General features: G+C 65.2%; 1 protein-coding gene (cut by a window edge). It reads right to left on the reverse strand.

Annotation, left to right across the window (positions count from 1 at the left end):
• Positions 1 to 14824, reverse strand: the 3' portion of a protein-coding gene (locus ABZ824_RS11790) for a helix-turn-helix domain-containing protein (RefSeq protein ID WP_356963251.1). Its footprint extends 13775 nt past the window's final position; 14824 of the gene's 28599 nt are visible here — the last part of the coding sequence; its start codon lies off the right edge, out of view; it ends in the stop codon at positions 1 to 3.

The raw sequence follows: 14824 nt of genomic DNA on the forward strand, positions 1-14824 counted from the left end.
TCAGGCGGAGGTTCCGTATACCACCTCGAGGATTCTGGAGACACCGGGCGGTGTGGGCCGCCACGTAGCCGGCACCGCTGACTGTAGGCTGCGGAGCGCGCTGTTGACGTAGTGAGCGAGTTCGATCGCCCGGTCGTCCGGCGGCCCGCCGGTCAAGCGGCGGTGTTCGATCAGGCGCGTGAGGTCGTGCTCGGCGCGCTCTGCCGCGTGCACTGCGGTGTACCCCCGCAGGTGCTGGGGAACCGCGCGGATATCCGCGAAATACGGGGCGACGGCGCCGCGATGCACGATAACTGATTCTTCGTAGTCGGGCGGGCCGAAAGTCGCGGCGCCGAAATCCAGGACGGCGTACCTCTGGTCGTCAGCGACGCGGATGGCTTCGGGACCCTCGGCCTCCTCGAAGAAGTTTCCCCAGAGGTCGCCGTGCAGCAACCGGAACTGCTGGGGCCGCACCGACGCGATATACAGCTCCATACCGTCGTACAGCGACGCAGGAAAGCCCAACTTGTCGGCCACGAAGGCGAAGAACGGGTCCCGCATCGATTCTTGGAAGTGCTGTTCGGTGTGGCCGAAAACCCTGCGCAGGAAGCCGGCGGAGTCCCCCGATTCCGGCCAGCCCGATGGCAGCGGCGGAAGCGACTCGAGCGGGACTTGCTCGAGTACCTGCTCGAGCCGCCGCAGCGCTCCCCGGGGACCCGCGGCGTGCAGGTTGTCCACCCGGCGACCGAGTCTCAGGCGGGTGAGTACGGTGAACCGTTCGGTGGGATCCGGGGAATCGGCCACGTACAGCACTCGGGGGATCGTCGGCGCCCCGGGCACTGTGTCGATGTACCTGGCGAGTGCGCCCAGGATCAGATGCTGTTTGCCCGGCCACGTCTCCATGTCGATCTGGGTGTCATCAGGGCCGAGGAGACGTGGGTGGACAACGGCGATATCCCGCCACAGATCGACGAAGTTGTTGTTCCCGTGCCGACGTGTGCCGTGCCGTGCCGCTGTCTCCCTCAGCGCCCTTGCCGCGTCGCCGGACATCACGATGGCGCCGCGGGATTCGCGGGTTCCGGGAGGCTCACCGAGGTAGGCGTAGTCCGCGGCCGGCCGTCTGTTCGCCAGTCCCGGATGGTCGGCACCAGCGTCCCCGGTAATCGACCATGTGTCCGGAGGCGGCGCTACCGGGACGGTCCACGACAACTCCTGCTCGACGTACTCGCCATCCGTGACAGCGAGGTGGGGGGGATCGGCGAACGGTTCGGATTCGTCGATGACGAACCAGAACGTCGTGTTGCCGTCGGGGTGGTGGTCGATATCGCGTTCGTGGGTCAGCGGGTCCAGTAGGTTGAGACTCAGCATCGCACTCTCGTACAGTGCGAACCAAGCCTCCGCACTCCCGGATCGGGGGGCCCGGCAATCTGTGATCGCGACCCGCAACCGACGTGCGCCCGGATTGCCGGTGATAGTGATGTCGATGGAGACGGTGTCGGCGTCGACTGCGCCAGGGGCGAATTGCGGGCGGCTGAATACCTGGCTGAACAAGATGGTGAACGCGGATCCGGCGTTCCTGATGTATGACGATGACCACCCGTCCTGCTCCAGCCGTGCCACCAAGTTCTTCTGCTCGGCGAAGAAGCGGGCCAGAGGTGCTCTGCGGACGACATCGGTCGGATCGCTGGCCTCGCGGTCATCGGTAGCGCTGTCCGGTGGCGGAACCGGCTCGCCGGTGCCGGATTCGGTGCGTGCGGGCGATGAGTCGGCGGGATCGAGCGTCTCCGCGCCGGGATCAGACGGGATGTGGCGTGTGGCGTGTCGGTGCGATCGGAACAGTTCGTCGACCGGCGGGATCTCCGATCGGATCGGGAAGCCCAACTCGCCCCGCACTCTAGCCAGGACGTGGCGGAAGCTTCCCTGGAGAAAGCGTGTCTGCTCGGGGCTGAGCTGTCCGGCGGCCGCCGCCGGGGCGAAACGGATGGTTACGGAGATAACCTGCCGCAGGTCGAACAGCGCGGTGTATGCCAGAACATTGCGATACTGCGGTCCCGGCCCGGTGGGCAGGATGCCTCTCGCTGCGCGCTGTAGGTGGGCCCGATCGTAGTTCGGATCTCCCCGGAATGCTCGTTCCCACCCCACGATGCCGGTAATGCGAACGTCGTTCTCATCCACGAGGAATTTTCCGGGGGTCAAATTTCCATGTAGCAGCCGAAACGGTGTTGGTGCGAGCGACCCCGCCCACTCCACCAGCGGCGGGAAGGGATCGGCACCCAGACCCATGGCGTCGAAGATCGGCCCGAACTCTTCGTACGCCGGCCCGTAGAGCTGTCTGGTGCCGTCGATCAAACTGAGCATGAATTCGGTCGATTCGCCCTCCCGAACCCCGGGCGGAGTCAGCTGCCGCATCAATGGACTGTCCGGGACCAATGCCAGGGCTTTCTCCATACTGCCGAACGTCCGCACCAGGAGAGTATCGTATTCATCGGTGTCTGCGAGCACCTCCGAAAGTGGGCGTCCGGGTTTGCGATCCGTGATGAGTGCATCGGCGAGTCGGCCGTCGGGCATTCGCACGCCACGGAGGAAGTGCAGGGCGTGAGGGGAGTTGAGGAGATGGGAAGGTAGCTCGGCGAGCACTTCGTGTACCCGGCCGGTAGCCAGGCGAGCCTCGCCGATACCGGATTCGGTAAGAAGGAATTGCACGTTGAAAGGCGATTCTCCGGGGCCTACTGCCACATTTGTGCTGTTGTCCACCGCAGGTGTCCCCGAAAGTTTTCGAATGGCTTCCTGGATCAGCGATCGAGCTTTTTCCTCGGACATGGCGACGCCGCTGCGTTCACCGAAGGCGCGGTATCCATTGGCCAAGGGGGGTTGTGCGGCACCCTGCTCGGGCGGCAGCGGGCGCTCGCGCACCTCGAGTGATTGCGGCCTGTTCCGGTGGTCGGTGTATATGTCCGGCACATCGTTGGGTACCCATGTGCCCACAAGATCGGCCGATTGCGCCGAATCAGCACGCCGGTAGGCCATATGGGGACCGAAATCATAGTAGCCGAGTACCGCCGCTCCGGTGACACCGCCGATCATATAGACCGGCCAGGGGGTGCCGGGGCGCACGAAGGCCACGGGAGGTCTGGCTAAATAGACGCGGCCAGTTGCGGAGTTCTCCAGCGCTCGTTCTACGGTCCGGTACCCAGGCAGCGTAGAGCCGGCGACCCTATCGATGCCGAAGGTGAAGATCTCACGTGGTGGCCAGCCGACTTTCGGGTGATACGCGTCGGGGATGTACACAACTCCGGGCTCGGACACGAATCCGGCCCTGGGCATGTAGTCCCCTTCGAGCGCGAAGTCCATCAAACTGGAGTCGACATCCACACTCCAGCCCAGCTCCACCGGCACAGACGCGGCGCTCACGCCGTCTGGTACTCCCAACCGCCGACGAGCCCAGGAGATTGCCTCTGGAGGCAGTTCCTTTCCTTCCCGCCGGGCCGATCGATAGATGTCGGCGACAGCCTGTCCGGCGTCGGTCCCGTCCGGCTCGCCGGGTAGAGCAGCTTCTACATCGGTCGGCTCGTAGGGCACCGCCGCCCGGAGCCGTTCGCCAGAGCGGTCGCCCGCTGTTTCTGCATCGGACACCGGCGACAGATCAGAGCGCTCTATCCGCATTCTGGAACGCGCCGCGACTGCTTCTCGACGCAGCTCGTCTACGAGGCGGGTCAACGTGCTAAAGGTAGGAACCGATTCCATCGAGTAGCCGTGCCAAGACGTGTACGGTCGAGCGATCGCAGACATCACATACTCGACCAGAAAGTCTATCCGAGCGGTATCCGGTTCCGGTGCGACCGCTTCGTTTACGAGGTTGATGGTGTCGTGCAGGACTCGCGCCACATCGAGTAGCCAGAAATAGGACATCAGGTGACGGTCACCTTCAGTACCGATATCGGCGCCCGGATTTCGATGCAGAAATACGGCCCGTTCGTAGTCGGGCGGGCCGTAGAGACCCATGGGATCGACGATCATGATGCCGTCCGGCGTTCTCAGGACATTGCCCTTGTGGATGTCGGCGTGGATGACGCGAAGTCGCTGCGGGCGAATTCCGGTTACCAGTGTCTCCAGGCCGTTCGTGAGTGATTCGGGAAAGCCCAGTCGATCGAATGCGGTCCGATAGGCCGCGAGCGTGCGGTAGCGTTGAAAGACCTTCTCGAAGTGCTCCAGCATCATCCAGAAGAATCCCAGCGACGTTGTCGGATAGTCCGGGCGAAGCCGCAAATGGCCTTCCCGCCGCATCCCCGAATCACGTTGGACCTGCACTCGGCCCAATTGCTCAGCCGCTGTCGACAACGCCTGCGGGATCTCTTTGTCGCCGAGCGAGTCCACTGTTTCGCCATCGATCCGCCGGTGAATCTCGAATATGACCTCGCCCTCGTCGTTCAGCTCCACGTGCAGCACCTTCGGCAACAGCAGTCGCTCATCACTCGGCGCGGCTTCAGCGACCGCTTGCAGAATCTCGTATTGCCTCGGCCAGAGGATGTAGTCGAGCGTGATCGTGTCATCCAGAATTCTTGGCTCGAGCACCGCGTATTTGCCGATCAGGTAGACGTCCTTCTGGTTTCCGGAGCGCTTCTCGCCGACCTTTTTCGCGACCTGCCGCAACTCCCATGCGATCTCGGACGGCATCACCTCGCCCTCGTCGCCACCGAGATGCCGGTATTCCCCGTCCCGACGCAGGTGCTTGAGTACCGGATGCACAGCCAGGTGCGCCTCGGATGCCACATAAAGCGGTGCCTCGTCCTCGTCGGATTCGACCGCCGAGTCCTCTTCGGCGGTGACCGGGTCTGCGGAATGCGTGGCGACGAAGAGAGGGCCGTCGAGGTCGATCTGCTCTGCCACGAAGAGCGGACCGTCGAGGTCGATCTGCTCTGCCACGAAGAGCGGACCGTCGAGGTCGACGTCGTCGTCAGCCGCGTTTTCGTCTTCGAGAGGAACGACCTGCTCCCCGGATTGCGCTGCTTCCGCCGGCACCGGGGTGTAGCCGCTTTCCGCAAAAGCGCCGTCCTCTGGGTGGTTCGGGTCGGCGGCATGCGCTATCACCCCGTGGGGCACACCGCGCGGCACGCCGCCAAAGGGGTCCGCGACTGCGGGTGGCGGATCGAAGCTCAGTCCATCCAGCCCCCGGGCACGTTGCGGCGGAGTGTCGGTCGGGTGTGACGCGGGGGCGGTACCTTCTGGGCGCGGCGCGGGCGGTCTCGCCTGCTGGGTTGTCCCGGTCGAAAGGTCGACCACCACCGGGTAGTGGTCGGTTTCGGTCATCACGATGTGGCCGTTGGCCGTTCGTAGGTCCGTGGTAGCGAGTACTTGGTCCGGCGCGCCGCCCCACGGCACGGTCGCGGTCGCCGGATCGAGCGCGGCGGTCAGCCCCAACTCGTCGATGAGCGGCCGGTATACCGAGCGCGGGTCATCGGTGTTGAAGTCGCCGAGGAAGACGACCGGGCCATCCGCCGTGGAGCGCAGACCATCCGCCAAGGAACGCAGCAGCTGCTCGATAGCCCTGGCATGCGCAGCGCCTTCGACATCGTTCTCCTCGTAGCTGCGGCCGAAGAAACCGAGCGGCGTCGGGTGGATGTTCACAAACCAGATACCGGCGATCCTGACGGCCTGCGCGTAACGGTCGAACTGCTCGTCCGGTTCCAGCACTCGGCCCCCGAGTGACAGCTCCACCCCCGTGGCAGGCAGCAGTATGTCGTGAGCGGCCTCGATCGGCAGATCGGTGATCACGGCGAGGCTGATCGCCTTGCTCGTATCCATGTGCGACGGGCACATCACGGTCTCGTAGACGTTCCGATAGCCGAGCATGCCCGCCAGTTGCCGCGCGTTCGAACCGTCCGGACCGACCTCCGATTCCTGGAAGAAGACGATCTCGGCGCTGATCTCGGGCAACCGGTCGACGAAATACGGCAGATCAGGGATGTAGTCGAATGCCTCCTCCGAGCGCGAACGGCGAGCGCCGGCGAAATTCCAAGTGACCACCCGCAGTGGGCCGGCATCGGCCACAACTTCGGCGGCATCGTGATGCGTCGGAGCGGGCCCGGCTTCCGATTCCGAGGCCCGTTCACCGAGAGCCGCGGCGGCACGATCGACGATGTTCGCGACGCGGTCGCCCAGGGGACGGCTCTCGCTCGGCCGATAGACGGTGCGGCCGGATCGCGGCATCTCGGCGCCGTCAGCGGCGACCTCCAGAGTCCACCGGCCGGACCGAGTGATCGTCGCCGTCGCCGTCACCACCTGGCGGCCCTGACTCACTTCCCGCACCAGCGTCTCCGCCAGTGCCGCCGCTTCGGCCACCGCCGGTCCGATGTGGTTCCAGAAGGGCATATCCGGGCTGATCATGACGAAGGCCAATGCGCGGATCGTGGCCGATGCGTTGCCCATCGGATCGACCCGCACCGTTCGGGTATCCACAACCGGATCGTCAGCGGAATCCGCGGCGGCGCCAACGCGTTCGGGCACGCTCACCGCGTCGCCGCGGAGGTGGAGTTCGAAAACAACTCGGCCGCTGTCGGTGTCGTACGACTCGGACCGCCAGGTCGTCGCTCCGGCCTCCAACGCCTGCACGGTTTCTGGGGACAGGTCGGTGGCGCCGACGTGTTCGACGGTAACCCGCAGGACGTCGGCGTGCGGTGCCTCGACATCGGCCCGGGTGGCCCCGCGCCGAGCGGCATCGGCCGCCACCGCGGAGGCCGTCTGGGCCGCGGCCGCTTTCGCGGCGATCGGCCACTGCGGCGCAATCGCCTCGACGGCGGCCCGAACCGATTCCTCCGTCACGGCAGCTTCGGCGGCGTTCTCCGAATCCGCGGTGATCGTTTCGGCATCCGGCAGCACCGACGAGTCCTCCCGAGACTCGGTGCGCTCCGCGGGTTCGGTCGGTGTCTTGGGCTGGTGTGCGGCGGGTGGCTTCTGTGGGCCGGTGGCATGCGCATCCGCGTCCGGGGGCAGGTCCGGATCGATGGCGAACCAGGTACCGGGCCCACGGCTCCGGCCCGGACGCTTCGGCTGCCGTGGCTTGCGCCAGGGGAGGCCGAGTGAGTAACCGCGCACATCCCGGGGTGGTTCAGGCTGTTCGCGCGCTTCGTCCTGGGCCGCATGTTCGGCCTCGAGCGCACGATCGATACGTCCGGTGGACTGTTCGTGAGACTCGCCGCGCCGCTGCTGCCACGCTGCCTCGATCGGCACCGGGGATTCGACCGGGTTGGCGTCGGTTGCGGTCTTGATGTCGTCGGGAATGTAGCCCAGATCTCGAATCCTGACGAACCTGGCCACGGCGCCGTCGGCGCTACTGGGGTGCATACCGGCGTCTTCGAACGCTGCACGCAGGTGGTTTGTGTCCACATTGCGCATGGCCTCGAGAACCTCTGGTTCGAGTGGGTGTTGCTCGCCCTTGTGGGCGGCGACGAAGGGGGAATCGATCTCGATATCGAATGGATCGGTGGAAGCGGGAAACGACCAAGCGTGGTCGATGAGGACCAGGTCGCGGTGGTCGCCGCGCTTGACGGTGCGCCAGTTGCCCCGGCGGTCCATCATGCCGATGGTGGCATCGATGACAGCCGCTTGCTGCTGCTGGACGACCGAATACTTGTCGATTGCCTCGCCTGGTGTGGAATCGATGAACTGCTGGATCATTCCCGGCCCTGAGCGATCTTCCGGGCCGCTGACTCCCTCGGTGCGCGCGGTCGCAGGGATTCGGCCGAAGCCGACAATTTCGCTGAAACGGTAGGCTGCAACCTCGTTGGCGGTGTATGTGTCCAGTTCGGGATTGGCGCTCTCGGCCTCCTTGTCCGCCCCCGCTTCGGGCTTGTAGATGTTGATCTTCCCGTCGCTCGATAGCATTTTGCGGACCACCGAGCTGGTGTAGCCCTTCTCGGGGAACTCGACATCGGTGATCAAGTGCCGGGCCGCCATGGTTGCTTCGGCATCGCTTGGGTTGTAAATGCCGCGCGGTGCTGGGTTGCTCGGGGATCGTGTCGTTGTCGCCGGGTCGATCTCGTTCGGTGCGTCCGGCCCTGTTCGGTCGACTGGAGGGTTTGCGTCGGCCGAATTTCCGGCCTGCGGTTCGGCTTGCCGGTCAGGTCGGCCTCCGATTCCCCATCCCTCCGGGTTCGGGCCTTTCACATGGATCGGGCCGAATGGTTGCTCGGGCGGCTGTGGCACCACATCCAGCTGGTTTTCCCATGCTCCAGGGCCGAGCGCATCGAGTCCGAATGCTGCGCGGTTCTCCGATATCCCTCTCGGTGACAGTGGCTTCGCCGGCGCTCGATCGGCGACCGGGTTGCGGGCAGGTCCGGCGGAGTTGTCACCACCAGGGGTCTGCGCCGACGGCGCCGGTCCGGCCGGTGGCTGGTCTGTGGAGTCATGCGATCGCATGGATATGGAACGGTCTTCAGCCTGGAGCGCGGTGTCGGGCGCGTGGCGACGCAGCCAATCTTGGAGTTCGGCTTCATAACGCCGGCCTCCGCGCCCCCACGGCCCGGGTCCGAACTCGACGCGGACCGCGTCATCGTTCGGCGCGGTCGGATTGTCGGTCAGCTGGGCGATCTCGGCGTCGACGGTTGACACTCGGACGGTTTCCAGCATCGGCCAGGAGTGGTATGGCCAGAACGTGAACACCTCGGGAGATCCGTCGACGCCCAGTTGCCCGGTCGCCACGGCCACATGGCCCAGCCCGTTGAAAAAAACCAGATCACCACGCTGCGGCAGCGAGATGTTCGAACCGTCGGCGTGATACTCACGCAAACCGTGCGGGGCCAAGAACAGCAGCGACAAGTTACCGTGCTGGCCACTCTCGTCCGCGGTGATCTCCGAACCGTCCTGCCACAGCATCTGCGTGCCGCCTGGCTCCGGGACGACCCTGCCGTTCCACCACTCGAATCGGATGTACGACCGGAGATAGTCGCGGTCGAGAACGTGGCCGAGGACGCCGCCGTACAGCGCCAGTTTGATGCAGTTCATCGTGGTGTTCACGGTGATTCCCGGCGGCCTGGAATCGGGTGTGGCCGTGAGTGCCCAGCGATCGAATCCATGGAACTCCATGGGGAGCTTTCCGCTGGCCCAGATCGCTTGCCTACCGAGCAACTGTGTTTCTATGACGTCCGCGACGATCGCTCCCGCCTCCGCCGGAGTGAGGTCTTCGGGCCGGGCGAGGATCGGCATCTCGCGCATGACGAGAGGGCCGGTACCGACGTTTATCGGCAAGCCGGCTGCGTGATGCTTGGCCGCCGCCTGTTCCAGGGTCGCGATCAGCGACATACGATCCGTGGCAGTCGACCCGGATGTCGACACCTCGAACTCTCGCCACTTGTCCGGGTCATCGAGATAGCGCCGATATGACCCGGAAAGCACGTCTTCCGGACCGAACGGCAAACCGTTGGTTTTCTCCTGCAACGTATTCCACGCTCGCTCACGGGCTTGGCCCGCAGCCTTCTCCAGTTGCTCGGTGAGCCATGCAGCCCGTGTGTCGCGCTCATCCGCGACGGTCTTGCCCGGGCCGAGTTGCGGGGCGATTCCGGCCGGTCGTCCTTCGCCGGTAGGGGTGTCGCCCAGAACGGCACCGGTAGCCTCGTCCGCCGGGTCGGATTGCCTGCCGCCTCGGGGCCACCCACCGCCATCAGCGTGGGGTTCCGCGAGCCGCGCCATTCGTTTGTGTCTGGGTACCGGGCCGCCGCGATCCCAGGGTGCGCCGCGGTCGTCGAAGGGGTTCATCAGGTCGGGGACGCCCCCGATCAGACCTTTGGGCCGGGCAGTGGTGGGTTTGCGTTTCCGGTCCGCACCATCGACCGGCTGTTGCGCTTGTGGGGCGGAATCGGCCGAAGCGGTGTGGTCGGCCGGAGGCATCGGTTGGCTTGCGGTGGTGCTCGAAGTGCCCACGCGGCGCAGCTCCTGCAGCGTCTGGTCGAGTGCTGGGAAAAAGGCCGCCTCAGGGGCGAGGATGATCAGCGCATCTTCATGCATCTTCCTCGGCAGTTCGTAATCGGGCAACTTCTGCCGCCAACCGGCAATCGATCTGTGCAGCGCTGAAATTCGTCGCGCGGCGTCCTGCGCCGGTTGCCAGTGAGGCAGGCGACGGGCGGTTTCGGCGAAGGCTCGATCGGCCCGTTCGAGCAAGTCGAGCGCGAGTGCGGCATCGCGCGCCCGCATCACATAATGCGTGATCGCCGTGGTCAGAACAGGCAGATAGGAAGCCGCGGCGCGAGCGAAATCCTGATCCGGTCCGGCCTGCGCGTGCGCGAAAGCCGCCGCCTCCGTGGACAGCGACGCAACGGCACGGGTGAACTCGGGATCGAATCCGAGTTCGGATGCCGACGTCAAGCGGCTGTCGATCATCTCGGACCAGTTTCTGCCCTCCGAATCGCGGATTTCGTCGAAATACAGCCGTAGTTCCGCTATCTGTTGAACCGCCGCGTTCGTAAGTCCCACATGTTCGTAAACCGACACATTCCCGGGCGTCAGCGACGACTCCTCCGACCAGGGCACGGAATCGAAAGATCGCTCGATCTTGGCAACCGCCCGGCCGAGATGCTCGGGGAACCTGTGCAGGACAGTGGAAATCCGGCCATCCGAGGGATGCGCCGCAGTGGCGCCGAAGGTTCCCGCCACGGTGAAGGCGGTGTCTGCCGCCGCGGTCAGTTCTCGGACAGCAGGTAGCTGGGCGGCCAGCCGACGGCTGACGGCGAACAGCGTCGCATAGTCGTTGATGGAGCCGGGGTGCGTGTCGGCCCTGAGTCGGTGAGCTTGCTCCCACACCAGGATGTTGAGTGCTCGTGCGGTCGCGACCGCTTCTGCCGCCGGCGGCGACGCGCCACGCTCGGCAGCCTTCAGATGCTCGATGGCCTCGGCGTGCACGCGGGTGAGCAGCGTATCCGCGTCATCGACGGAAAGCGCGGCGGCCCAGGCACGAAGTTCGGCGTAGGTGGCGTCACGGGGTGGATCAAGTGCCGGGTCGTGGGTCGCCCCGGCGCGATCGGCCTGCCCGGCGGTCCAACCTGCTTGCCCTTCCGGTGCCGATAGACCCTGCTCGGCCGCATGCTCGTTCACCGCGTCGATGTCGGGGAGGGGGCCATCGGCCAGCAAGGTTGTCAGCAATCGCTTGGCGGCAGCGCTGTCGTGTTGTTCGCCCGGCACGAAAGGAGAACGCCTGCCGTTCATTTGCTGGTAGCGCTCTCGACCACGTTCTAGGCCCAGCAGCACTACCGGGTGGACGTCGCTACCGAGCTGCTCCAGATTTGCTGCCCACAGTCGATAGCGCAGGCTTCCTGCCCTGACCGTCTCCACCCAGTCCGGCCGCGACGTGAACAGATCCTCATCGAATTCGGGTATGGCGCTCGGTGGCCGCCCAGCCCGCAGCAGTGCCCAGTTCAAGAGGATTCGGGACAACCGGCCGTGGTAATCGCCCATCCCGTGGTGTCCCGAAATGCTCCACAACTGTAGATCTGTCGCGACTTTCCACGGGTCGCGACCAGCGCTCGCCGCTTCGTTGTAGATGCGGCACATTTCTTCCACGTCCGCTCGGGTCCCGTCCAAGCCGCCATAGTTGGGATACAGGATGACCCCGTGTTCCCGGACGAACGGTCCTTTCACATATCCCCGCAGCGGATCGGCCTCGATGGCCGCACGCTCTTCGTCGGTGAGTGGCGTGTCCAGTACCCGGACCTGGCGAGCCCCCGGTTGCCCGGCTACCGCTGGATCCAGTACCACCCCGTATTCGCCGGATGCGAAAGGGCCGGGCACATAGGTCAACAGCGGATTCTCGTCGAGCGCGGCGATCTCGTACTCGGTCAACGGGCCGGACAATATGCCCCAATGCTTGTTCTTCGCGCTGTAGAACCTTCCCGCGTGATCCGGCGCCGTCCGCCGCGCCAACCTCCGGTGCAATTCGAGGATGAACGACACGCTCAGCGGTTCGTCGAGATGCTGAGTCGCGTAGTGCCAGGCGTCCAGCCAGCTCAGCCACTCCGCGCGCCCGAAGAGGAGTTCGGGCCGATCCTGGTCCGCCATGATGGCGAGGTGTAGGAACTTGTCCTCCATGTACAGCGTGGCCAAGAGCATGCGCTCGGCATCGGTTTCGATGTGCAGGGCGCGCTCTAGTTCACGTATTTCCGCATCGAGTACCGCGTCGGGGTCGGTGGCCGCTTCGGGGTCGGTGGTCGGTTCCGGGTCGGTAGTCGGTTCCGCAGTGTCGCCGGCCTGCTGGGGGGTGCTCGCAGTCCGCCACCGGGTAGCGCCCATTGGGGGCGTCAGGTCGACCGCACGCCCGACCGGAAGTACCTCGCCGAGGCGGCGCAGAGCGCGGTTCTGCAACATCTTGGTGGCGCCGCTGGTCCTGCCGATCGCAGCGGCGGTCGCCTCGACCGAAAGCTCCTGCACGAAACGGTGATACAACGTCGCTCGTTGTGCGTCGGGAAGTTGACGGATGACATCGGCCAGAAATTCTCGATGGTTGCCCAAGATTTCCCGCGTTCGCGCGGGCAACCAGTCGGCGTTCTCCAGTGCCGTCACGATCGATTCGGCATCCGGCCGCACCGACGCGTCCGCCTCCCGCGATGCGGTGCGTTCCGCGGTTTCGGTCGGCGTCACCGGTCGATCACTCGCCGGATCCTCCTGCTTGCCAGTGCTCTTGGTCTCTCCGCGCCGCGATGGCGCCGAGGCACTTCGAGCGGGATCGCGCGCCGAGTCGGACGCGGTCCGGTGCCACGGGGTCGATCCGCTGGGCTTGCCGTTGCCAGGAGGAAGTGCGCCGGCATCGAGCGGCCGCAGAGCCCGCCCGCGTGCGATGTCCGGATCGGGGGGAACGATATTTTCGCCCAGCTGCCGCTGTCGCGATTCCAGAGTGCTGCCGGCATCCCGGCGGGTCAACAGCAGGGCATGCGTGGTCTGCGCCGTGAACGGCAGATCCTCGGGGTTGAAAACCGCCTTCGGTCTCGGTGCCTGCCGGTCATGGATCCAGATCTGTTGACCGTCGTTGTGCAGCAGGAACATGTGCCCGATCGCCGCACCTACCGGGCGCGCGTTCACCAGCATTCCCGCACCGGGCTCCAGACCGGCCAAGAACTGCGCGACTTCATCGAGGCCGCCGTCGAACCGCTTGTGATGGGCCCCAGCCAGCCAGGACACCGCTGCTGCTGGAACCGGCCCGTCCACGTCGACCGGTTGCTGCACGTCGAAACCGAGATTCTCGGCATCCGCGAAAGCCCCTACCACACAGGGGGCATCCGCGGTGACATCCCGGGGTTGAGAGTTGTCCGCGGCGGCCGAGGGAGGCCTCGCCTGGACGCCCCGCGCGTTTTCCCTGGACTCGGGTTCAGGGGTTGAGCCTTCGATCGGGTTTCCCGGACGTGATCGTCGGGGACGGCCGGGGTGGCGGAAGAAGTGTGACCAGGGAATTCCCGCCCGGTCCAGTAGCTCTTGCGTTAGTTGGTCCGGGGGATGCCTATGGAATACGACGTAGTCGATGTCGGAGACCGTGGGGTCGACCACCTGTGCCTCGATATAGCTACTACCGGTGAACCGTTTCCCGGCGTAGTCGCGGTTGATGCCCTCCAGTCCTATATAGCCGAGCGTTTTATGATCACGTTGAGTGGCGGCGAATGACTCGGGTTGCGGATCGGTGACCTTGCTGGGTATCGCCGCGACCGATTTCGAATCGCCTGCCATGGCCGTCGTTCGGTCTTCCACTGTTGATTTGAAGACGATGTCGACGTCGCCGTACTGAGCGAGGGCGTCGCCCTCGGTCACCCGATAGGACGGTGCCGTGCGGATGAACCCGTAGATCGGCCGCGATTCTGCCGGAAGGTTCGGTGGGTAACCGAACAGCGCCTGCTCGAGGGCTATCCGGTCGGCCAAGAGGGCACGCCCTACTTCACTCTTCCCGACGAAGTCGAACTCGGTCTTGAACTTGCCGCTTTCGAGGATGCCTCGCAACGATCCCGAGGTGGTTCGAGTCACGATCTCGCCGTCGAATATCTGCCGCAGCTCTTCGACCATCAACGTTCGGAGCCGATCGAGTGAGATTCCAAGCTCTGCCGCCAGCGCGGCCGTACGACGCTCATTTTCGGCGAAGCGTCTCGCATAGGCGCGTTCTCCGGCATCCGGGATGCGCTGTTCGACCTCCGCGAGCAGTTCTTGTGCCCGCCCGTCGGCGGCCTCCGCCCCATCGAGATAGCGGTGCCACACTTCCAACGCCGTACCACTCGGCCTACCACGCAAGATCGGCCCCGCGACGGTCGGCGGCTCGTCTTGTGGTTCTGAAATCTTCGGATGTTCCTCGCCCGGCGCCCGGACCGCGGTGGCCGGCTCCGGACTGCTGCCCATCGCAGTGTGGTCCGCGTTGGTGGGGGGTGTCTGGCGGGATTCTGTGGTTCGCGACAGCTGCGGGGCATCGGTGGCCGGAGGATCGGAATGCAGCTCGCGGTCGACGGATTCGCCGGCCCCGTCCTGATGGAGTTCTTTGATCGCTATCGTGGTGTCCGGAAAGCGTTGCAGCAAAGCGGAATCGATGAGCCTGCGTACGGTCTCGAAATCGGCATGGTCCTGTACCGGCGAAACGTAGATGATCATCGCCTCGGCGGATCCCGATTCGAAAATCCGGTAGAGAATCATCACCTGCGCAGTGAGATCGCCGCTTGTGATGGTGATGGGAGCGAAGCCGCCGACTTTGCCGGCCAGAGTCGGATGGCTCATGTCCGGTGCTTCGACCGCATGCAGTACCAATGAGGCAGTGGTTCGGGGCACTCCTGCTTCGTCGATCACCGTTGTCGGGGTGGCATCGGTTTCCGGCCCGACCGCCGTCACGAGGCCGCTT

It is taken from the genome of Nocardia sp. NPDC047038 (genome assembly GCF_040644075.1).
GTDB lineage: Bacteria > Actinomycetota > Actinomycetes > Mycobacteriales > Mycobacteriaceae > Nocardia > Nocardia sichangensis.